The sequence below is a fragment of the Allobosea sp. AK1 genome (assembly GCF_006714945.1).
GTDB lineage: Bacteria > Pseudomonadota > Alphaproteobacteria > Rhizobiales > Beijerinckiaceae > Allobosea > Allobosea robiniae.
Genome location: NZ_VFMG01000001.1, coordinates 3,540,507 through 3,562,938, shown reverse-complemented (window position 1 = coordinate 3,562,938; position 22,432 = coordinate 3,540,507). Strand labels below are relative to the sequence as shown.

General features: G+C 66.6%; 17 protein-coding genes. 14 read left to right on the top strand and 3 right to left on the bottom strand.

Going from position 1 to position 22,432, the window contains the following annotated elements:
* Positions 1-2 precede the first annotated feature (2 nt).
* From FHT98_RS17230 to FHT98_RS17220, 3 genes are read left to right on the top strand one after another with little or no spacing between them, the layout of a single operon-like run.
* Positions 3-1,568 (top strand): ABC transporter substrate-binding protein, encoded by a 1,566-nt coding sequence (locus FHT98_RS17230; protein ID WP_142114756.1) that lies wholly within the window; start codon positions 3-5, stop codon positions 1,566-1,568.
* Between the two features lie 52 nt (positions 1,569-1,620).
* A complete protein-coding gene (locus tag FHT98_RS17225; RefSeq protein WP_142114755.1) occupies positions 1,621-2,916 on the top strand; it encodes an NAD(P)/FAD-dependent oxidoreductase in 1,296 nt (431 codons plus the stop codon).
* A gap of 26 nt (positions 2,917-2,942) precedes the next feature.
* Positions 2,943-4,328, top strand: a complete 1,386-nt coding sequence (locus FHT98_RS17220) for an RNB domain-containing ribonuclease (RefSeq protein ID WP_142114754.1) — start codon at positions 2,943-2,945, stop codon at positions 4,326-4,328.
* Positions 4,329-4,349: 21 nt separating this feature from the next.
* On the opposite strand, the gene FHT98_RS17215 is transcribed toward FHT98_RS17220, so the two are convergent.
* The gene (locus tag FHT98_RS17215) at positions 4,350-4,973 is read right to left on the bottom strand and encodes an alpha/beta hydrolase family protein (RefSeq protein WP_142114753.1); all 624 of its coding nucleotides are present in this window, start codon (positions 4,971-4,973) and stop codon (positions 4,350-4,352) included.
* A 201-nt stretch (positions 4,974-5,174) separates the two neighbouring features.
* Here FHT98_RS17215 and FHT98_RS17210 point away from each other — a divergent pair, with 201 nt between their 5' ends.
* Genes FHT98_RS17210 through FHT98_RS17195 form a run of 4 tightly spaced genes read left to right on the top strand, consistent with a single transcriptional unit; the run spans position 5,175 to position 8,745 of the window.
* A complete protein-coding gene (locus tag FHT98_RS17210) occupies positions 5,175-5,645 on the top strand; it encodes a MarR family winged helix-turn-helix transcriptional regulator (protein WP_142114752.1) in 471 nt (156 codons plus the stop codon).
* Entirely contained in the window at positions 5,638-6,879 is a 1,242-nt protein-coding gene (locus FHT98_RS17205) for an HlyD family secretion protein (RefSeq protein ID WP_248309244.1), read from the top strand. Before FHT98_RS17210 ends, FHT98_RS17205 begins: the two co-directional genes overlap by 8 nt.
* Before the next feature lie 15 nt (positions 6,880-6,894).
* The gene (locus FHT98_RS17200) at positions 6,895-8,445 is read left to right on the top strand and encodes a DHA2 family efflux MFS transporter permease subunit (protein WP_091857960.1); all 1,551 of its coding nucleotides are present in this window, start codon (positions 6,895-6,897) and stop codon (positions 8,443-8,445) included.
* A 9-nt stretch (positions 8,446-8,454) separates the two neighbouring features.
* Positions 8,455-8,745: a hypothetical protein gene (locus tag FHT98_RS17195; protein ID WP_142114751.1), complete on the top strand. Its 291-nt coding sequence runs from the start codon at positions 8,455-8,457 to the stop codon at positions 8,743-8,745.
* Here FHT98_RS17195 and FHT98_RS17190 read toward each other — a convergent pair.
* Positions 8,715-10,451: a glucan biosynthesis protein G gene (locus FHT98_RS17190; RefSeq protein WP_210244388.1), complete on the bottom strand. Its 1,737-nt coding sequence runs from the start codon at positions 10,449-10,451 to the stop codon at positions 8,715-8,717. The genes FHT98_RS17195 and FHT98_RS17190 overlap by 31 nt on opposite strands.
* 199 nt (positions 10,452-10,650) lie before the next feature.
* Here FHT98_RS17190 and bglX point away from each other — a divergent pair, with 199 nt between their 5' ends.
* Both bglX and FHT98_RS17180 read left to right on the top strand, forming a co-directional pair.
* On the top strand, positions 10,651-13,050 hold the full coding sequence (bglX, locus tag FHT98_RS17185) for a beta-glucosidase BglX (protein WP_210244387.1): 2,400 nt from the start codon (positions 10,651-10,653) through the stop codon (positions 13,048-13,050).
* Between the two features lie 214 nt (positions 13,051-13,264).
* Complete coding sequence (locus FHT98_RS17180) at positions 13,265-14,677, top strand: mannose-1-phosphate guanylyltransferase/mannose-6-phosphate isomerase (RefSeq protein WP_091857970.1); 1,413 nt, start codon at positions 13,265-13,267, stop codon at positions 14,675-14,677.
* 52 nt (positions 14,678-14,729) lie between these two features.
* On the opposite strand, the gene FHT98_RS17175 is transcribed toward FHT98_RS17180, so the two are convergent.
* The gene (locus tag FHT98_RS17175; protein WP_091857972.1) at positions 14,730-15,176 is read right to left on the bottom strand and encodes a VOC family protein; all 447 of its coding nucleotides are present in this window, start codon (positions 15,174-15,176) and stop codon (positions 14,730-14,732) included.
* A gap of 282 nt (positions 15,177-15,458) precedes the next feature.
* On the opposite strand from FHT98_RS17175, the gene FHT98_RS17170 reads away from it, so the two are divergent.
* The 5 genes from FHT98_RS17170 (at position 15,459) to FHT98_RS17150 (ending at position 22,379) form a co-directional block, all read left to right on the top strand.
* Positions 15,459-17,054, top strand: a complete 1,596-nt coding sequence (locus FHT98_RS17170; protein WP_142114750.1) for an acyl-CoA carboxylase subunit beta — start codon at positions 15,459-15,461, stop codon at positions 17,052-17,054.
* A gap of 5 nt (positions 17,055-17,059) precedes the next feature.
* Positions 17,060-19,054 carry an acetyl/propionyl/methylcrotonyl-CoA carboxylase subunit alpha gene (locus FHT98_RS17165; RefSeq protein ID WP_142114749.1) on the top strand — a complete coding sequence of 665 codons (1,995 nt, stop codon included), beginning with the start codon at positions 17,060-17,062 and terminating at the stop codon, positions 19,052-19,054.
* 94 nt (positions 19,055-19,148) lie between these two features.
* The gene (locus tag FHT98_RS17160) at positions 19,149-20,069 is read left to right on the top strand and encodes a GntR family transcriptional regulator (RefSeq protein WP_248309243.1); all 921 of its coding nucleotides are present in this window, start codon (positions 19,149-19,151) and stop codon (positions 20,067-20,069) included.
* A 104-nt stretch (positions 20,070-20,173) separates the two neighbouring features.
* Positions 20,174-21,499, top strand: coding sequence for an omega-aminotransferase AptA (gene aptA, locus FHT98_RS17155; protein WP_465246914.1), 1,326 nt, complete (start codon positions 20,174-20,176; stop codon positions 21,497-21,499).
* 40 nt (positions 21,500-21,539) lie between these two features.
* A complete protein-coding gene (locus tag FHT98_RS17150) occupies positions 21,540-22,379 on the top strand; it encodes an alpha/beta hydrolase family protein (RefSeq protein WP_142114747.1) in 840 nt (279 codons plus the stop codon).
* Positions 22,380-22,432: the final 53 nt, after the last annotated feature.

Here is a 22,432-nt window from a genome sequence, read left to right as displayed (position 1 = left end):
CAATGAAAAACACCACATTGACCAAAGCCGGACTACTCGCCGGCGTCCTCGGCTTCGGCCTGCTGGCATCCATGCCGGCCTTCGCCGCGAAGACCGAACTGACCTTGGGCGCCGCCGCCGTCGATGTCGGCACGCTCGACCCGCACTATGCCAGCAGCACCTCCGACCGCATCCTCTCGGCCTGGATCTTCGGCGGGCTCGTCCGCTTCGCCCCGGGCTCGACCGACCCGGCCACGATCGAGGCCGATCTCGCCGAGAGCTGGCAGGCAAGCGACGACCGCCTCGTCTGGACCTTCAAGCTGCGCCCCGGCGTGAAATGGCAGCATGGCTATGGCGATGTCACGGCCGACGACGTCGTGTTCAGCCTCGACAAGGCGCGCGATCCCAAGCGCTCGGCCTTCGCCAGCGATTATGCCGCCTTCCAGAAGGTCGAGGCGGTCGATCCGCAGACGGTCCGGATCACGCTGTCGAACCGCGTGCCGAGCCTGCTCGGGCTGCTCACCAATTATGCCGGCGGCTTCATCATCTCGAAAAAGGCGTTCGAGGAACGCGGCGAAGGCTTCCGGCGCGCGCCGGTCGGCTTCGGGCCGTTCGCGCTCGATGCGATCACGCCCGGCCAGGCCGTGACCTTCAAGGCCAACGACGCCTATTTCCGCGGCAAGCCCAAGCTCACCAAGATCACCTATCGCTTCCTCAACAACAACGCCGCGCGCGACCTCGCCTTCGTCGCCGGCGAGGTCGATGCGGCGACCGGCCTCGCCGACCAGCGCTGGCTGCAGCGCACGCTCGCCAATCCCGGCGTGGTCGTCGACAGCTTCGACCCGGCCGAATTGACGACGCTCAGCGTCAACGTGACGAAGCCGCCCTTCGACAACATCAAGGTTCGCCAGGCTCTCGCCTATGCGATCGATGCGCCCAAGATCGCCCAGTATCGCGGCCCCCGCTTCACCCGCGCCGGCAAATCCGCGATCCCCTCGAACAATCTCGGCTTCACCGAGGATGCCGGCGTCCTGCCGCATGATCCGGCCAAGGCCAAGGCGCTGCTGAAAGAGGCCGGATTCCCCAACGGCCTGACCGTGACCATGCTCGCCAGCCAGTTGCCGAGCCTGGAATCGACGGCGCAGATCATTCAGGGGCAGGTCGCCGAAGCTGGCATCACGCTTAATCTTCAGCCGGTCGAGCACGCCACCTGGCACCAGATGATCCGCAAGGACCTGAGCCCGCTCGTCATGTACGGCGCCGCGCGCTTCCCGATCGCGGACAACTACCTGACGCAGTTCTACCATTCGAAGAGCGCCATCGGCCAACCCGGGCAGGTCGTGAACTTCAGCCATTGCGACGTCGCCGACAAGCAGATCGAGGCGGCGCGCGGCGAGACCGACCCCAAGAAGCAGATCGCGCTCTGGCAGGAGGCGCAGAAGCTGATCATCGGCAATGTCTGCGTCATCCCGATCACCGAGACCGGGCAGGTCTGGGCTCGCCGGGACAAGCTCAACTGGGGCTTCGACCTCAAGGGCTCGATGTCGCTTGGCCCGCTCGTGACCGAACAGACCCATTTCGTCGACTGAACCGATCGGCCGCGCCCATTCGGGCGCGGCCCCCTCCATCTGCGGCCGAGCCATGTCCAAGCTGACCTATCCGAACTACACCAACCATTGCGGCTGGAACGCGATGCTTCCCGCGCGTACGCCGCAGGCCCCGCTGAGCGGGGACATCACCGTCGATTATGCCGTCGTCGGCGCCGGCTATACCGGCGTCGCGGCGGCCCGGCGCCTGCATGAGCTCGACCCGCAGGCCCGGATCGTCCTGCTGGAGGCGACGACGGTCGGCGAAGGGTCCTCGGCCCGCAATTCAGGCTTCACCGCCCCCGATGTCCTGCCCCGCACGGCGTCGATGGAGATGGCCGAAAAGGCCCGCAACCAGACCCGCCTCTTCACCGAAGCCTTCGACTGGCTGACCGGCATTCTCCGCGACAACGACATCTCCTGCGACATGCAGAAGGTCGGCTCGATCCGCACCGCCGCGACGGAAGCGGGAGAGGCTTCGCTGCGCAAGGTCGCGGACGTCGCCCGGGCCAACGACCTGCCGCACACGATCCTGAACCGGGCGGATATCCGCGAGCGGATCGGCGCGGATTACTATCGCTACGGCATCTACCTGCACGACACCTGGCTGCTGCAGCCGGCGGCGCTGATCCGCGGCCTCGCCGATGCGCTGCCGGGGGGTGTCACGCTCCATGAAAACAGCCCGGTTCGCGAGATGCGCCGGGAAGGCTCCGGCTGGCGGCTCATCACCGAAGGCGGCGCCGTCCGCTGCCGGACGGTGGTCCTGGCCAATAACGGCTTCATCCCGAGGCTCGGCTTCCTGAAGTCGCGAATGGCGACGATCTTCACCTATGCCGCCGTCACCGAGGCGGTGAAAGAGAGCGATATCGGACATCTCGGCCAGTCCCCGGCCTGGGGTGTGCTGCCCTCGCACCGGCTCGGCACCACCTTGCGTCGCATCGGCCGCGACCGGCTCATGGTCCGCTCGCTCTATGCCCATGATCAGGAAATCGCGCAGGCCACGGCGGTGCGGGAACTGCGCGATCGCTTCCACCGCCGCTGGCCCGGGCTGCGGCATGTCGATTTCGAGTTCGTCTGGGGCGGGACGACGGCCTTCACCATGAACGGCGCGCCCTGGTGGGGGAAGATCGAGGACGGGCTCTATGCCTCGGGCGGCTGCAATGGCAGCGGCATCGCCAAGGGCACGATGCTCGGCCGCAAGCTCGCCGATCTGATCCGTGGCGTCGGCACGCCCGGCGAGGTCGAGGCGGTCATGGGCGCGGCGAGCTGGATCGCACCCGAGCCGTTCCGGTCGATCGGCTTCCAGATCATCTCGGCGCTGGAAAGCCGCAAGGCGGGGCTAGAGGCCTGACGATTGTTCCGGTAACCCGGTAGTCGATGAAGACCCTGATCGACTCCACCCATGCGCTGATCGGCGGGCTGGCCGCGATCCGCCAGCAATTCAACGTTCCCGAGCAGTTTCCGCCTGCGGTCCTCGCGGCAGCCGACAGCGCTGCCCGGCGCCAGCCAACCGCCCATGCCGATCGCACGGACCGGCCTTTCGTCACGCTCGACCCGGCGACCTCGACGGATCTCGACCAGGCCTTCACGATCGAGCGCAGCGGCAACGACCTGCTGCTGCATTACGCCATCGCCGATGTCGCCTGGTTCGTCGGGGATGGCGATGCGATCGACCGGGAAGCCTGGCTGCGCGGTACGACGATCTACCTGCCGGACGGCCGGGCCGGGCTGTATCCGCCTGTTCTCGCCGAAGGTGCCGCGAGCCTGTTGCCCGCTGTCGCCCGGCCGGCCGTAATCTTCACGACCCGGATCGACGGGGATGGCAATGCTCGTCTGGACAGTGCCGAGCGCGCCATTATCCGCAGCAGCGCCAAGCTCGCCTATGATGCGGTCAAGGCTTCGGACCTACCTGCCGATTTCGATGAGCTGGCCCGCCGCATCGAGGCTGCTGAGAGCCGGCGCGGCGCAGCGCGCGTGGACCCGCCCGAGCAGGAGGTCGATGCTCTCGGAGACGGCCGCTACCAATTGCTCTTTCGCCCGCGCCTGCGCTCCGAGGAGCAGAACGCGACCCTGTCGCTGGCCAGCAACATGGCGATCGCAGACGCGCTCCTGGCAGCCCGGACCGGCCTGTTCCGGGTCATGCCCGAGCCGGACGAGCAGGCCGTGCAGCGCCTGCGCCAGAGCGCGCGGGCACTGGGGCTGTCCTGGCCTGAGATGGAAACGCTCGTCCAGTTCGAGAAGACGCTCGATCCCGCCGACAGCAGCCACGCGGCCTTCATGCTGGCGGTGCGCAGGGCCAGCGGCGGGGCGAGCTATGTGCCCTATCGCGACGGCATCGTGCCCTGGCATGCCCCGATGGCGGCGACCTATGCGCATGCGACGGCGCCGCTGCGACGCCTCGCGGACCGCTATGTCGTGCGCGCCGCGCTCGCGGTCGCCAACGGCCAGCCGGTACCGCCGGAGGTATCGGCCGCATTCGAGGAGTTGCCGGCGGTGATGGCGCGGGCCGATGCGCGCGACGGGCAGATCGACCGGAACGTGATCGATCTGGCCGAGGCCCTGATGCTTCAAGGCAGCGAGGGCACCACCTTCGATGCGGTGGTGACCGACGCGGACGAGCACGGCCTGCGCATCCAGCTCTGCGAGTTGCCGATCGTCGCACGGGTTCGCGGGCCGGGCGAGAAGCCCGGCGACAGGATCAAGATCAAGCTGACATCAGCCGATCCGCTGCAGCGCAGGATCATCTTCGAACGCGCGGGCTGACCCGGCATCATCCCGCGATGTTTAACGCCTGGCCCAGGTGGAAACCGCCCCGGCCATGGTCGCGAGGTGGTCGGCGGCTGAAAAGCCGGACACCCGCTTGCGAGGCTTCAGATCATGGTCGCCATCCTCCAGCCACAGGATGTCGATCTCAGGCGAAAGCCCGTAGGTCGGGACCTCCTCGCGGGTGCCGAACTCGTCCCGCGTTCCCTGCACGATCAGCGTCGGGGTCTTCAGCTCGGCGAGGTGCGCGGTTCGCAATTGCCCGGGCTTGCCGGGCGGATGGAAGGGATAGCCGAGGCACAGAAGGCCACGGATCCGGCCCTGCGCGAACAGCTCGTCGGCCACCATACTCGCGACGCGGCCTCCCATCGACTTGCCGCCGATGATCAGCGGCCCCGTCGCGCCGAGCGCATCGACGGCGGCGATGTATTGCGGATTGAGCTTCTCGGCGCGCGGCGGCGGGGTCCGTGCCGTACCGGCCCGCCGCGCCGCCATGTAGTCGAACTCGAAGCGGGCCACGCGAAAACCGGCCCCGGCCAGCGCTTCTGCAGCTGCCGTCATCGAGGCCGAGTCCATCGGCGCTCCCGCTCCATGCGCCAGCAGGATGGTGACATCGGCCTTCTCGGGACCGTCGAAAAGAAACATGGCGCTGTCCTGCTTCGGCGAGCCTTAGGGCCGGACTGCCGCACGCCAACCTAGTCCAACCGCCCTGCCGCGTCGAAAGCTTCCTGGCTACCGGCGGCAGGTTTGCCGGCGCCTCGTCAAGGCGTCGGGTGCGCATCGGACCTGCCAAAGCTCGCGTTGACCCCTCGGCAGCCGAATTTTATATAGATGCTTATGATCAGCATGCCTAAGACCCCGCCGCCGACCGTGGGCTTCCTGCTCCACGACGTCGCGCGCCTCCTGCGCAAGCGCTTCGAGCAGCATGCGCGCGATTCCGGGCTGACCCGTTCCCAGTGGCAGGTGCTGGCCTATCTCGACCAGAATGCCGGCATCCAGCAGGGCGCCCTGGCCGAACTGATGGATGTCGAGCCGATCACCGTCGGGCGCATCCTCGACAAGCTCGAAAGCTGCGGCCTGGCGGAACGCCGCCCGCACGCCACCGACCGCCGCATCTGGCAGCTCTACCTGACCGAGAAGGCCAGGCCGAAGCTGACGGAACTCCGCGCGCTCGGCGACGTCACACGGTCCGAGGCCTTCGGCGCGATTTCAGCCGCCGATCGCAAGCAGCTTCTCGCGACGCTGGGGCAGATGAAAGCGAATCTCACGGCCGCCTGCCAGATGCCGGTGGCCGAAAGGCAGGCCCACCATGGATGACGCAGCCAGAAACACCGAAGCGGCCGCCAGCGAGGAGGCCGAGCAAGGCTCCTCAGGCGGCGGGGCGGAAATCCGGCAATTCGAGCCGAAGACCCTGCCCCGCGCCGAAACGATCGCGAAGGACGTGCCGGAGACGAAGCCGGAGATGCCTGCGCAGGTCGCGCCCGGCCCGACGCCGCGGCACCGACGCAACCGCACGCGCCGGCTGCTCTTCGTGCTGCTGCCAATCGCATTCGTCGTCGGCGGCTACTACTACGTCACCGGCGGGCAGGTGATGTCGACCGACAACGCCTATGTGCAGGCGGATATCCTGGGCATCTCGACCGATGTCGCGGGCATCGTCGGCGAGATCGACGTGCGCGACAACCAGCCGGTGAAGGCCGGCGACGTGCTGTTCCGCCTCGACGATAGGCAGTTCCGCTTCGCGCTGGAGCGGGCCGACGCCCAGATCGGCGTGATCGGCAACGACCTCGCGGCGCTGAAGGCCAGCTACAAGGGCATGCAGAGCCAGATCGAGCAGGCCCATAGCGACATCGCCTTCTACGAGACCGCGTTCAAGCGCCAGCAGGACCTCGCCACCAAGTCGGTCGCATCGCAGGCGACCTTCGACCAGGCCAGGCATGATCTCGACAGCGCCCGGCTGAAACTGGCGCAGCTCGAAAGCCAGCTCGCCGGCATCGCCGCCAATCTCAACGGCAAGCCCGATGCACCGGCCGAGGATCACCCGCGCTATAAGGATGCCGTCGCGGCCCGCGCCGAGGCCCAGCGCCAGCTCGACCACACGACGGTGCGCGCGCCGATGGACGGCATCGTCACCAATGTGCCCTCCCTGCAGAAGGGCCAGTATCTGGAGGCGGCGACCAACGCTTTCAGCCTGGTCTCGACCGACCATGTCTGGGTCCAGGCCAATCCGAAGGAGACCGAGCTCACCTGGGTGAAGCCCGGCCAGGAGGCGGAGGTCTATGTCGACACCTATCCGGGCGCCGTCTGGAAGGGCACGGTGGACAGCATCAGCCCGGCCTCGGCCGCGAGCTTCTCGCTGCTGCCGGCGCAGAACACCAGCGGCAACTGGGTGAAGGTCGTGCAGCGCATCGCCATGCGCGTGAAGATCGAGACGCCGCCCGACCAGCCCCGGCTTCGTGCCGGCATGAGCGTGACGCTCGACATCGACACCGGCCATGCCCGCGGCCTGCCAGGCTTCGTCGGCGAGGCCGTCGGCAAGGTCAGCCAGTAGAAGAGGCCGCCTGCCATGGCCAGTGCCGCCACTCCGGCCGGAGCACCCGTCGCCAATCGCGGTGCCATCACCGCCTGCGTGATCCTTGCGGTCATCATGCAGGCGCTCGACACCACCATCGCCAATGTCGCGCTGCCCTATATCCAGGGCAGCGTCTCGGCGAGCGCGGACCAGATCAACTGGGTCCTGACCTCCTATATCGTCGCCGCGGCGATCATGACGCCGCCCTCCGGCTTCCTCGCTGCCCGCTTCGGCCGCAAGCGGGTGCTGTCCGTCGCGATCATCGGCTTCGTCGTGGCCTCGATCCTGTGCGGGGCAGCGCAATCGCTGACGCAGATCGTCGGCTTCCGGCTGATGCAGGGGTTTTTCGGAGCGTCGCTCGTGCCGCTCTCGCAGAGCATCCTGCTCGACATCTACACGCCGGAAGAGCGCGGCTCCGCCATGGCGCTGTTCGGCATCTCGGTCATGGTCGGGCCGGTGCTCGGGCCCGTGCTCGGCGGCTGGCTGACCGAGAACATCTCCTGGCGCTGGGTGTTCTACATCAACCTGCCGCTCGGCATCCTGGCGCTGGCCGGGGTCTCCGCCTTCGTCACGGAGACCAGGTCGAGCGCGCTGGCCAAGCTCGACTGGACCGGGTTCGGGGCGCTCAGCATCGCGATCGGCGCACTCCAGCTCTTCCTCGACCGCGGCGCCCAGCTCGACTGGTTCGACTCGCCGGAGATCATCGTCGAGGCGGCGATCTGCGTCGGGGCGCTCTACATCCTCGTCGTGCACACCTTCACGGCGGAGAATTCCTTCATCAAGCCGCGGCTCTTCCTCGACCGGAACTTCAATGTCGGCCTGATCTTCATCTTCATCGTCGGCATCTGCTACCTGGCCTCGCTCGCGCTGCTCACACCCTTCCTGCAGACGCTGCTGGGCTATCCCGTGGTGACCGCCGGCATCGTCATGGGCCCGCGTGGCCTGGGCACGATGGCCTGCATGTTCCTGGTCGGCCGGCTGATCGGCAAGGTCGACACGCGCATCCTGCTCGGCGCCGGTTTCCTGGTCAGCGCCTGGGCGATGTACGACATGGCCGGCTGGACACCGGATGTCTCGCAGCAACGGATCATGTTCACCGGCTTCGTCCAGGGCGGCGGCCTCGGCCTGCTCTTCGTGCCGCTGACGACGATCACCTTCGCGACGCTGCCGGCGGAATATCGCGGCGACGGCACCGGCCTCTACAACCTCTCGCGCAATATCGGCTCCAGCGTCGGCATCTCGCTGGTCAGCTATCTCCTGACCCGCAACGTGCAGGTCAACCATGCCGAGATCGCCAACTACGTGACGCCCTATAACCGCCTCTTCGAGATCCCCGCGATCAAGCATGCCTGGGATCCGGCGACGCTCGCCGGACGCGCCGCGCTGGACGAGGTCATCACCCGCCAGGCGACGATCATCGCCTATATCGACGATTTCAAGCTCCTGATGATCCTCTGCCTCGCGGCCCTGCCCTTCCTCGTTTTGCTGCGCACACCGCGCCAGGAGGCTGCGCCGGCGGACGATCACGCCATGGTCATGGAATAGCGGAGAACCGTGGCGACACGCGCCGAACGCGCGGAACAAGGCAGGCAAAGCCAGGGGCGCCGGCGACGGGCGCGGGCCTTGCGGCGCTGCCTCTCAACTTCAGCGATGTATCGCATCCTGCCCCTGACCGGACAAAGCGGCGGCCTCGCCACGATGCTGCTCTGCATCGGTCTGACCCTGGCGCTGTCCCGGCTCGTCTATCGCCTGGTCGAACGCCCGATGATCCGGTTCGGGCGCTCGCTATCGTCGATAGGCGATGCTCCCGCCGGCTATTCCATCGCCTTGAAGCGGTTCAGATAGGTTTCCTTGTTCGTCGCGGCCTGCGACGGCGGCAGCCTGAACTTCCAGGTCTCGGTCAGCGTACGGTCGCCCAGCTTCAGGACCGCATCGAGATCGGACGAAGCGGCCGGGTTCTTCAGCTTGACCCGATAGGTGAGACGCCAGCCCTGGGTCGCCGGGTTGGGCTGCAATTCGGTGCCGACGATCTCGACATTGTCGCTGGCGTTGACCGCAGCGGTAGGCCGAACGCCTTTCGGCAGCTTGCGCAGCGACGGCCCCTGGAAATCGATCAGGAAGGCGAGCGTGCCGTCGCCGGCACGGATCAGGTTGGATTGATAGACCTCGCCGGTCGCGCGCATCGTCTGCGCGACATGGGAGACGTCGCCCTTCATCAGCGCCGGCTCGTCCATCGTCCAGTGCATGCGATAATCGAAGCGCATCGGCTCGCCGAACGGGGGCCTGTTCTCGGGCACCCAGAGCGTGACGATATTGTCGTTGGTCTCGTCGGCGGTGGGAATCTCGACGAGGCGGACATTGCCCTTGCCCCAGTCATTGGTCGGCTCGATCCAGGCGCTGGGGCGCAGATCGTAGCGGTCCTTCAGGTCCTCGTAGCGCGAGAATTCGCGCCCGCGCTGGAGCAGGCCGAAGCCCTTCGGATTCTCGGCCGCGATGTCGCTGATCGCCACCATCGACGGGTTGACCAGCGGGCGCCAGATCCACTCGCCATTGCCGCCGCGGACGGCCAGCCCGTTGGAATCATGGATCGCTGGGCGGAAATTCGGGGTCTGCGACGGCTGCTGCGGGCCGTAGAGGAACATGCTGGTCAAAGGCGCGATGCCGAGCGTCGTGGGCGAAGCGCCCTGCCGCAGGAAAATGCGCGCCTTGACGCTGAGCACGGCGTCCGAGCCCGGCACCAGCGTGAACTCATAGGCGCCGGAAGCCCGCACCGAATCCATCAGGGCGTAGAAGGTCAGGTGCCGGTCCTTCGGCTTCGGGCGACGCAGCCAGAATTCGCGGAAGGCGGGGAACTCCTCGGCGATCGGCAAGCCGGTATCGATCGCAAGGCCACGGCCCGACAGGCCGTAGATCTGCTTCTTGCCGATCACGCGGAAATAGCTGGCGCCGAGCACGCTCATGATCTCGTCGAGCTTGCCGGGCTGGTTGATCGGATAAACCACGCGGAAACCCGCCCAGCCGAGCTTGCTCGTCGCCTCACGGTCGAAATGCAGATCGGCGAAATCGAAGCGCCCGGCATCGTAGGGGATTTCATGCGCGGCGCCGTCGACGATCTCGCTGATCTTCACCGGCGTGTTGAACTGCATGCCCTGATGGTAGAAGGCCAGCTTGAACGGCGTCTTGTATTCCATCCAGGCGAAGCGCTCGGGCTTGGGCTGCATCTTCTGGTAATCGGCGAACTGCATCTTGCTGAAGACGTCGGGCAGGTTGCTGACCGGCGCGACATAAGGCGCATCCGCCAGCGCCTTGGCCTTGGCGACCACGTCGTCCAGCCCGAATTTCGGGCGCTGCTGCGCGAAAGCCGCCGACCCGGCGAAGGTCGCCACGGCCAGCCAGCCGAGCACCATGCCAAGTCGCGCCGTGCCAAGTCGCGCGACGCCGGGCCTGCCCCGGCCTGTTCCACACCAGGCCAGTACCGGCATCAGCAGGCTTCGAGCCGAGGACGAAAGCCGGGCCGCGATGCGGGCCCCGCCAGCGGAACGGGTCGACAAGTTCAAGCTAGCTCCTTAAAGGTGACATCGACGGGACGGAGCGCGCCCGCCCTATCTTGGCAGTGGCGCACCCGAGCACAAATGCCCATCATCGCCACAAGGGTCAAGGAATGAGCGCCGTTCTCCCCGAACCGCTCCCGCGCTATTCTTCGCCGCCCTCCATCCAGCCGCCCTCTCTTCTCAAGTGAACGAACTCAGCATGGATCATTCGAACGGTGCGCCGGCTTCCCGCGAGCTGGAGACGGTGTCCTGCCAGGACGAGACAGGGAACGGCCTGTCCCGCCGACAGGCGCTCGGCGCCATGGCGACGGCCGCCTTTGCGGCCGGAATGGCCGTGTTTCCCGCCGCTGCAAGGCCCAAAATGGCCCGCACCGCCGATCCGGCCGCCACGAAGAAGGCCTTCGTCGACAAGCTGATCGCCCGGATGACGGTCGACGAGAAGGTCGGCCAATTGCGGCTGATCAGCATCGGCCCGGAAATGCCCCATGCCAAGCTGATGGACGAGGTCGCGGCCGGGCGGATCGCCGGTTCGTTCAACACCGTGGTCCGGCGCGACAATCGGCCGCTCCAGGAGGCCGCCGTCAACCGCAGCCGCCTGAAGATCCCGCTCTTCTTTGCCTATGACGTGGTGCATGGCCATCGCACCACCTTCCCGATCCCGCTCGGCCTCGCGGCAAGCTTCGACATGGCCGTGATCGAGCGCATGGCCCGCGTCTCGGCGGTCGAGGCCTGCAATGACGGCGTCGACATGACCTTCGCGCCGATGGTCGACATCAGCCGCGATCCGCGCTGGGGCCGCACCTCGGAGGGCTTCGGCGAGGATCCCTATCTCGTCAGCGAATGCGCCCGGGCCAGCGTGCGCGGTTTCCAGGGCACCTCGCCCGACCAGCCGGACACGATCATGGCCGCGGTGAAGCATTTCGCGCTCTACGGCGCGGTCGAGGGCGGGCGCGACTACAACACGGTCGACATGAGCCCGCTGCGCATGCACCAGGTTTATCTGCCGCCCTACAAGGCGGCGATCGACGCGGGTTCCGGTGGCGTCATGGTCGCGCTCAACTCGGTCAACGGCGTGCCGGCCACCTCCAATACCTGGCTGATGCAGGATCTGCTGCGCAAGCAATGGGGCTTCAAGGGCGTCACCGTCAGCGACCATGGCGCGATCACGGAGCTGACGCGCCATGGCGTCGCCCGCGACAACCGCGAGGCCGCCAAGCTCGCGATCAAGGCCGGCATCGACCTCAGCATGGCTGACCAGGTCTATCTCGCCGAGGTTCCCGGCCTGATCGCCTCGGGCGAGATCAAGATGGCCGAGCTCGACGCCTGCGTGCGCGAGGTGCTCGGCGCCAAATACGACATGGGCCTGTTCGCCAACCCGTTCCTGCGCATGGGCAAGGCGGAGGACGATCCCGTCGATGTGCGCTCGAACGACCGCCTGCATCGCGAGCCGGCCCGCGAAATCGCCAGCGAGACCATCGTGCTGCTGGAGAACCGCAACCAGACCCTGCCGCTGAAGAAGCAGGGCACGATCGCGCTCGTCGGGCCGCTGGCCGATTCCGGACTCGACATCCTCGGCAGCTGGTCGGCGCAGGGCGTCGCCGAGCAGGCCGTCACGGTCAAAGCCGGCATCGAGAAGGCGATCGAGGGCAAGGCCAAGCTCCTGACCGCGCGCGGCGCTAACGTGCTCGACGACCCGAAGATCGTCGAATACCTGAACTTCCTGAACTGGGACAAACCCGAGGTCATCCAGGACCCGCGCCCGATCGACGTGATGATCGAGGAGGCCGTCACTGTGGCCAACCAGGCCGATGTGGTGATCGCGGTCGTCGGCGAGGTCCGCGGCATGTCGCATGAATCATCGAGCCGCGTCACGATCGAGATGCCGGGCTCGCAGCGCAAGCTGCTCCAGGCGCTGAAGGCGACCGGCAAGCCGCTCGTCGTCCTGCTGATGAACGGCCGCCCGCTCGCGATCGGCTGGGAAAAGGACAATGCCGACGCGCTGCTGGAGACCTGGTACACCGGCACCGAGGGCGGCAACGCCATCGCCGACATCCTGTTCGGCGACCACAACCCCTCGGCCAAGCTGCCGATCAGCTTCCCGCGCTCGGCCGGGCAGATCCCGACCTATTACAACGCGCTGCGGATCGGGCGCCCCTATACGGAGGGCAAGCCCGGCAACTACACCTCGCAGTATTTCGAGGAGGAGCAGGGCGCGCTCTATCCGTTCGGCTTCGGACTGAGCTTCAGCACGTTCACCCTGACCGACCTCAAGCTCTCGGCCAGCCGCATCAAGCGCGGCGAGAAACTGACCGCCGAGGCGACGCTGACCAATACCGGCAGCTTCGAAGGCGCCAATGTCGTCCAGCTCTATATCGCCGATCCCTATGCCTCGATCGCCCGGCCGGTGAAGGAGCTGAAGGGGTTCCAGAAGGTCTCGCTCAAGCCCGGCGAAGCCAGAGTCGTGCGTTTCGAGATCGGCCCCGACCAGCTCAAATTCGTCAACGGCGACCTGAAGGAGGTCGTCGAGAACGGGCAGTTCAACGTCCAGCTCGGCCTCGATTCCCGCAATGTGCTGGAGCAGTCGTTCCTGCTGGGGTGAGCGGGCCAGGCAGGCGCTCAGGTCGCGATCGCAGCATGGGCACCATGCCGCGATCGGAGCGCTGCATGAGGGCGCTCCGTGTCGCGTAACGTCGTGGAAAGGCTACCTGCGGTATTGTGAGGCCACACTCCAAGAGTTCTCCTGACTCATGGAGTGATCGCTCGATATGCTCGATCGAACGCCCGCAATAGAGAGTCGTGCAGGTCTATCGCCCATGTCTTCGAAGATTATACCTGTCGTGATGTGTGGCGGCTCCGGGACCCGGCTGTGGCCGGTTTCGCGCGACACGATGCCGAAGCAGTTCATTTCGCTTTTCGGCCAGGATTCCACCTTCCAGCGGGTCATGAGGCTGGTTTCGAACGACAAGGTCTTCGCGCCTGCGATCGTCATCACCAATGTCGCGTATCGCTTCACGGTTCAGGAGCAGATTCAGGCCTGCGGGGCGACGGGGCAGATCGTGCTCGAACCGATGCGGCGTGATTCCGCGGCAGCCGTCGCAGCGGCGACCGAGCTTGCGCTTGCCCGCGACCCCGACGCCATCGTCGGCGTTTTCGCGGCCGACCATGTCGTCCAGGATGGCGATCTTTTCGTCGAAACCTGCCGCATCGCGGGGCTCGTCGCCGCACAGGGGCAGATCGTCACGATCGGCATCCCTCCGACCTCTCCAGCCACCGGCTACGGCTATATCCAGCCCGGGGACGAGCTCCAGGACGGAGCCCGCCGCATCGCCGCCTTCGTCGAGAAGCCCGATGCCAGGCGCGCAGCACAATACCTGCTGGACGGATATCTCTGGAACTCCGGCAATTTCATTTTCGACGCGGCCACCATGCGGGCTGAACTCGAGACGTTCGAGCCGGATGTCATGGCCCCGGTTTCCGAGGCCATTGCCCGGGCCGAGCCCGATCTCGATTTCCTGCTGCTGGATTCCACAGCCTTCGGCCAGGCCAAGACCATCTCGATCGACTATGCGGTGATGGAACGCACCCGGAAAGCGGCCGTCGTCGCCGGCAATTTCGGCTGGTCGGATGTCGGCGGCTGGTCGGCGGTCTGGGAGCTTTCCGAAAAGGACCCGGACGGTAACGTCATCGACGGGCGCGGCTATGTGCTGAACGGCGCGAACAACCTCATCCGGTCCGAAGATGCGGTGGTGGCGGTGATTGGCCTCGACGACATCGCGGTCATTTCGACACGCGACGCCGTTCTCGTCGCGCCCAAGGCGAAGGCCGACCAGGTCAAGGAGATGGTGGCGCTGATCACCGCCCATGGCGAGTCGGAAGCCGGTGCCCATCGCGAAATCCAGCGCCCCTGGGGGAAATATCTCTCGGTCGACACGGGCGCGCGCTATCAGGTGAAACGCATCACCGTGAAGCCGGGCGGCGTTCTTTCACTGCAGAAGCACTATCACCGCGCCGAGCATTGGGTGGTGGTGCGCGGCACCGCCGAAGTGACGCGCAACGACGAGACCATCATCGTGCATGAGACGGAATCGATCTATCTGCCGATCGGCTGCCTGCATCGCATGGCCAATCCCGGCAAGATACCGCTCGAGCTGATCGAGGTTCAGGTCGGCTCCTATCTCGGCGAAGACGACATCGTTCGTATCGAGGACATCTACAGGCGCGTCTGAGAGGCGCTGCGAAGCACCTCTCAGGATCGCGTCGGATTTCTGAAGCTGCGGCTCAGCCCTGCGCCGGCTTCCAGTCGGCAGCGGGGATGGTGTTGATCATCCAGGGGATGCCGAATTTATCGACGAGCGAGCCGAAGCCCGGCGACCAGAAGGTTTCGCTGAACGGCATGACGGCCCGCCCGCCCGCGCCGAGCTGGTCGAACCAGCGCTGCCCCTCTGCCTTGTCGCCGGTATGCAGGGTGACGTCGAAGCCGTTCTTGGGCTTGTCGACATTGGGGGCCCAGGCGGTATCCATATCGGCGCCCATCAGGGCCTGGTCACCGACCTCCAGCCAGCAATGCATCAGCCAGGTCTTGTACTTCTCGTCGGTGATCGGCATCCCCGGCGGCGCGTCGCCATAGGGTATGGCGGCGGTGATCTTTCCGCCGAGGACCTGGGCGTAGAAATCGAATGCCGCCCGGCACTCTCCTCGGAAGCTCAAGCTGGTCACGATCTTCATGGTCGTCTCCCTTCTGTTGGGGCCTCGGCGCTCCTCCGGCGGAGCCGAGGAGCGCGACAGCTCCCCGATTGGATTGATATCAAGATATTCACCCCAAGCATGTCAGCATACGAATTCCGGCCACGACCGAACGTTCCCTGAAAGCCGGAAGCGCACATCCCATCACCCACCGGGATGGCAGCACCATCGTTTCCTCTTGCTCAACTGCCTACCGGCAGGTAGGTAATGAATGCACCCTGCTGGCGAGCTGGCCGACAGGAGCGTCCGCGGAGGCTCAGACACATGCCGGTCATCGAAACCAGGGTCGGCACGGGAGCCGGGCAGCAGGAGAAGCGAGCAGCCTACGGAGCGCTGATCCAGACCTTGCGCGAACGCCACGCGCGTGTCCTCGGGGGTGGTGGCGAGAAGCTGCAGGCGCGCCATCGCGAGCGCGGCAAGATCCCGGTGCGCGAACGCATCGACCTGCTCGTCGACCCGCTCTCGCCCTTCCTCGAACTCTCCCCGCTCGCCGCCTGGGAACTCTATGGCAACGAAGTACCTGCCGCCGGCATCGTCACCGGCATCGGCGTGGTCGCCGGCACGCCCTGCATGATCATCGCCAATGATGCGACGGTGAAGGGCGGCTCCTTCTTCCATGAGACGGTCAAGAAGCACCTGCGGGCACAGGAGATCGCCTTCGAGAACCGCTTGCCCTGCCTCTATCTCGTCGATTGCGGCGGCGCCTTCCTGCCGGAGCAGGACCGCGTCTTCCCCGATCGCGACCATTTCGGCGGCGCCTTCCTGCAGCAATGCCGGATGTCGGCGGCCGGGCTGCCGCAGATCTCGGCGGTGTTCGGCGGCTGCACGGCGGGCGGCGCCTATATCCCGGCGCTGTCCGACGAGGTCGTGATGGTGCGCGGCACCGGCCGCATCCATCTCGGCGGCCCGCCGATCGTGAAGGCCGCAATCAACGAGATCGTCGATGGCGAGACCTTGGGCGGCGCCGAGATGCATACGCAGGTCTCGGGCGTCAGCGACTATCTCGCCGAGGACGAGTTCGAGGCGATCGCCAAGCTCCGCGACATCGTCGGTGCGCTCAACTGGCCCGCGCCGCGCACGCTCGCGCGCCCTGTCACGGCGCCGCTCTACGACCCCGCCGAGATCGACGCCATCGTCGGCACCGACCTGAAGCAGCCCTGCGACGTGCGCGAAATTATCGCCCGCATGGTCGACGGCAGCGTCTTCGACGCCTTCAAGCCGGACTATGGCGCGACGCTGGTCACCGGTTTCGCCCATATCCACGGCCAGCCTGTCGGCATCGTCGCCAATAACGGCGTGCTGTTCTCCGACAGTGCGCTCAAGGGCGCCCATTTCATCGAACTCTGCGACCAGCGCCGCATCCCGCTGCTGTTCCTGCAGAACATCACCGGCTTCATGGTCGGCACGGATGCCGAGCGCGGCGGCATCGCCAAGCATTCTGCCAAGCTGGTCTATGCCGTCTCGAATGCGCGGGTGCCGCGCTACACCGTGATCATCGGCGGCTCCTATGGCGCCGGCAATTACGGCATGTGCGGCCGGGGCTTCCAGCCGCGCTTCCTCTTCGCCTGGCCGAATGCGCGGATCGCGACGATGTCGCCGGATGTCGCCGCGACAGTGGTGACCGAGCTCCGGCGCTCCAGCCTGACGCGCGGCAATGCCGATGAAGCCGAGATCGAGAAACTCGACCGCGAGACGCGCCGCCAGTTCGAGGAGCAGAGCACGCCCTATTACGCAACGGCTCGGCTCTGGGATGACGGCATCATCGAGCCGGCCCAGACCCGCGACGTGATCGGATTGTGCCTCTCGCTCGCCGCGCGCGAGATCGACCTGCCCGGGCATCGCCCCGTCTACCGGATGTAATCCCGATGATCGGTTCCCTCCTCATCGCCAATCGCGGCGAAATCGCCGTGCGGATCATGCGGACCTGCCGGCGCATGGGCATCCGCACCGTCGCGGTCTTCTCCGATGCCGATCGCGACGCGCAGCATGTCGCCTATGCTGATGAAGCCGTGCGCATCGGCCCCGCCGCCGCGCGCGACAGCTATCTGCGGGCGGAAGCGATCATGGAGGCGGCCACCCGTAGTGGCGCCGAGGCGATCCATCCGGGTTATGGCTTCCTCTCCGAGAAGCCGGACCTGCCGCTGCTCTGCCGACAGGCGGGACGCATCTTCGTCGGCCCCTCAGCCGAATGCATCACTGCGATGGGGCCGAAGATCGGCTCGAAGCTGATCGCCGAGAAGGCCGGCGTGCCGAGCGTACCCGGCTATGCCGGCGACGACCAGTCGAACGCAGCGCTGGCGGAGGCTGCGGCGCGGATCGGCTATCCCGTCATGATCAAGGCCTCGGCCGGCGGCGGCGGCAAGGGCATGCGCCGCGTGTTCGAGGCGCAGGAACTGCTGCCGGCACTCGACATGGCGCGCGCCGAGGCGCAGGCCGCCTTCGGCGATCCGGCGCTCTTGATCGAGAAGCTGGTGATGCGCCCGCGCCATCTCGAAGTGCAAGTGGCCGGCGACAAGCACGGCAATGTCGTGCATCTGTTCGAGCGCGACTGCTCGGTCCAGCGCAACAACCAGAAGGTGCTGGAAGAAGCACCCGCTCCCCATCTCGATCCGGCAATCCGGGCGAAGCTCCTGGAGCGTGGCGTCGCCCTGGCCAGGGCCATCGGCTACGACAATCTCGGCACCGTCGAGTTCATCCTGGAGGACGGCTTCGACGAGCCCTGGTTCCTGGAGATGAACACGCGCCTGCAGGTCGAGCACCCCGTCACCGAGGCGATCACCGGTTACGATCTCGTCGAGTGGCAGATCCGGATCGCCGCCGATGAGCGGCTGCCGGCCTTGCAGCCCGACATCCGCGAGAGCGGCCACGCGATCGAGGCCCGCATCACGGCCGAACGCGCCGATCAGGGATTTAGGCCGGATACCGGCCAGATCGAGGGCTATGCCGAACCGGCCTCGATCCGCATCGACAGCGGTGTGAAGGCAGGGTCCGAGGTGACGCTGTTCTACGATTCGCTGCTGGCCAAGGCGATCGCGGCGGGGCCTGACCGCGCCACAGCCTGTGCGCGCCTAGCGGCGGGCCTGCGCGATTTCGCCATTCTCGGCCCCGCGACCACCCTGCCCTTCCTGATCGACGCGGTCGAGCATCCGATCTTCGCCGACGGCAAGGCCACGACGCGCTTCATCGAGGAGGCTTTTCCCGATGGCTGGACGGCGAAGCGACCGCGTCAACGGCTGGCACGAGCCCTCGCGGCCCTGCTCTGGCTGGAGAAACAGAAGGCAGCGCTTCCAAACGTCGATGCCTGGAATAGCCTCCCGGGCTTCCGCCTGCTGGCGCCGGCCGGCGGCGTGGCAACGAGCCGCCTGATCGCCGAGGAGGAAGACGAGGCGACGAAGCTGGAGGTTCGCTTGCTGCCGGATGGCCGGCGCCGCGTCAGCGACGCCAACGGCGGAATAGAGCTGGCCTTGCGCACAGGTCCCGAAAGCTTCGAACTCGCCTTCGAGGATCGCATCCTGCGCGGCAGCCATGCGACAGCCGGCGGGCGCATCCGGCTGACGCTCGACGGCGAGACCTTCGATATCCGGATCGGCAGCGAGGCGCGGCCCGCAGCAGCGGCTGGCGGCGGCGGAGCCGGTTCCGGAGCGGTGCTCGCCCCGATGCCGGGGGTTGTGGCCGAGATCCGCGTCGCGCCGGGCGACAAGGTCGAGGCCGGGCAGATCGTCGCCGTGCTCGAATCGATGAAGCTCTTCACCTCGCTCTCGGCCGGTGTCGACGGCGTGGTCGCCGATATCGCCTGCCAGCCTGGGGACACGGTCCAGGCCGGCAAGAGGCTCGTGCTGATCGAGCCGTCCTCCGCTTGAACCACCAGCGCAATTGTTCTCTCCTTGCGGGATGATCAGAAAGGTGTCTTTTTTCAGCGGTTAGAACCAGTACAGCAAAGAAGCGATGGCCGACATGAGCGACGCGCCCCGCCCTGGAAAGGCCGCGGCCAAGCCGAGCGGGCTGCATCTCTCGCTGGCAAGGCGCATTGCGGCGCTGGCCGCCGAGCGGCGCTGGCCCGCCGGCTTCCATCTGCGCGAGATGGAGATCGCCCGCACCTTCGAGGTGTCGCGAACGCCGGTCCGGGCAGCGCTTGGCGTGCTGGCCGCCCGGGGCCTGGTCGAGAACCGCACCAATCTAGGCTTTTTCCTGTCGCGCGATGGCGCCGAGCTCGAAACAGCGGAACGATCGCTGCCTGCGGCGCAGGAAGACGATGTGCTCCGCGCCATCCTGCGCGACCGCGAGGCCGGGCGGCTCCCGGAGCAATTGATCGAGACCGATCTGCAGGAGAGCTACGGCATCGGCCGCAGCGGTTTGCGCAAGGTCCTGCTGCAACTCGCCGAAGACGGGCTGATCAAGCGGCGCAGGGGCCATGGCTGGAGTTTCGTGCCGTCGCTCGCTTCGACCGAGGCCCGCGAGGAGAGTTATCGCTTCCGCCTGATCATCGAATGCATGGGGCTTCAGGAGCCCGGCTTCCGTGTCGACAGGCACCAGTTCGCACGCAGCAGGGCGGCGCATGAAGCCTTCATCGCCGACCTGTATCGCTCGCCCTCGGTCGAGCGCTTCTTTGAGATCAATGCCGGCTTCCACACCATGCTGGCAGCATGCTCCGGCAACCGCTTCCTGCTGCAGGCCATGGAGGCGCAGAACGCGCTGCGGCGGCTGACGGAATATGCCGATTACGGCGAGCTCGACGCCGCGGCACTGCTCAAGTCCTGCCGCGAGCATCTCGCCATCCTCGACGCGCTCGAGCAGGGCGACCTCAACTGGGCGGTGATCCTGATGCGCCAGCACCTGACCCGACCGGTAAACGGCGCGCCGCCGCCCGCAGGCTGATCACAGCAGCGACAGCACTTTTCTCATCGACTCGCACGCTCGCTTGACATTGTATTTTTTCTGCAAATAATTCATTTTATCATCATCCAGCTGCGAGACCGAACGTGCCCGCTACCGCCGCCCGCCCCAATGATCTCGATGCACATTGGATGCCCTTCACGGCGAACCGCCGCTTCAAGAGCGCGCCGCGGCTCTTCGTCGGGGCGGAGGGCAACTACTACCTCTCGTCGGACGGGCGCCGGATCCTCGACGGCATGGCTGGGTTGTGGTGCGTCAATGCCGGCCACGGCCATCCGCGCATCCGCGAGGCGATCAAGGCCCAGGCCGACGGGCTCGACTACGTCTCCTGCTTCCAGATGGGGCATCCGGACGCCTTCACACTGGCGAACCGCATGGTCGGCATGCTGCCTGACGGGCTCGACCATGTCCTGTTCTCCAATTCAGGCTCGGAAGCCGTCGATACTGCCCTGAAGGTCGCGCTGGCCTATCACCGCCAGCGCGGCGAAGGCGGCCGCTATCGCCTGATCGGACGGGCGCGCGGCTATCACGGCATGGGCTTCGGCGGGTTGTCGGTCGCCGGCATCAGCCGCCACCGCCGCGATTTCGGGCCGCTGCTGCCCGGCGCCGCCCATCTGCCGCATACGCTCGACCTCGCGCGCAACGCGTTCTCGCGCGGCGAGCCGGAGCATGGCGTCGAGCTTGCCGACGATCTCGAGCGGCTCGTCCAGATCCATGACGCCTCGACCATCGCCGCCGTGATCGTCGAGCCCGTCGCTGGATCGACCGGCGTGCTGCCGCCGCCGAAGGGTTATCTCAAGCGCCTGCGCGAAATCTGCGACAAGCACGGCATCCTGCTGATCTTCGACGAGGTGATTTCGGGCTTCGGGCGGCTCGGCGCCTCCTGCGCGGCGGAAGCCTTCGGCGTCACGCCCGACATGATCACCTGTGCCAAGGGCCTCACCAACGGTGCCGTGCCGATGGGCGCGACGGTCGTCGGCAAGCACATCTACGACGCCTTCATGACCGGGCCGGAATCCGCGATCGAGCTGTTCCACGGCTTCACCTATTCCGGCCATCCGCTGGCCTGCGCCGCCGGGCTCGCGACGTTGCAGGTCTACGAGGAGGAAGGGCTCTTCGAGCGCACCCGCAAGATCGCCGATCATTGGGAGCAGGCGGCGCATGCGCTGAAGGGCGCGCCGCATGTCATCGACATCCGCAATATCGGCCTCGTCGCCGCGATCGAATTCACGCCGCGACCCGGTGGCCCTGGCCAGCGCAGCGCCGAATGCGCCGAGGCCTGCTACCAGGACGGCGTGCTCGTCCGGGCGGGGGCCGATCTCATCGTCCTGTCGCCGCCGCTTACCATCGAGCCTGACGAGATCGACCGGATCTTCGCCAGCATCCGCAAGGCGCTCGACACGATCGCCTGAGCCATCAGACCAGCCAGTGGCTCATTGAAGAGAGGGCGGAATGCGCAAGGGACACGGCCAGACCATCTCCTACTACCTGATGGGCCGCACAGCGCTCTCCGCCTGCCGGGCCGACCAGCGCTTCTCCTATTGCTGCTACCTGCCCGAAAGCTACGAGGAGACCGGCACGCGGCGCTATCCGCTCGCCGTTCTCGTCCATGGCAGCCTGCGCGATGCGACGAACCTGCGCGACCAGTTCATCGATTTCGCCGAGGCCAATCAGTGCGTGCTGCTGGCGCCGCTCTTTCCCTGCGGGATCGAGGAACCCGGCGACACCCATAACTACAAGCGCATCCTCTATCGCGGCATCCGTTACGACGAGATCCTGCTCTCGATGATCGACGAGATCGCAGGTCTCTACCGGCTGGAGACCGACAAGCTGCTGATGCACGGCTTCTCGGGCGGCGGCCAGTTCGTGCACCGCTTCTTCTATCTCTATCCCGAGCGGCTCGCCGCCGTCTCGATCGGCGCGCCCGGCGTGGTGACGCTGCCGGACCCGGACAAGCCGTGGTGGCGCGGTACCGGCGACATGAAGGCGATCTTCGGGCGCGAGCCCGACCTCGCGGCAATGCAGGAGGTCGCCGTGCAGATGGTCGTCGGCGGCGACGATATCGAGACCTGGGACGTGACGGTTTCCCCGAAATCCTCGAACTGGATGGAGGGGATCAACGAGACCGGGGCGACGCGCGTCGAGCGCCTGCGCTCGCTCGAAGCCGCCTTCCTGACGCGCGGCATTGCCGTGCGCTTCGATGTCGTGCCCGGCGTCGAGCATATCGGCTACCTCGTTCACCCGCCGGTGAAGGCTTTCTTCGCCGACATGCTGCGCCGCCGGCGGGACTAGCGGCGGCGCGGATTAACGATTTCTGCGGTGACACCGGAAAGCCGGGCCCGCCC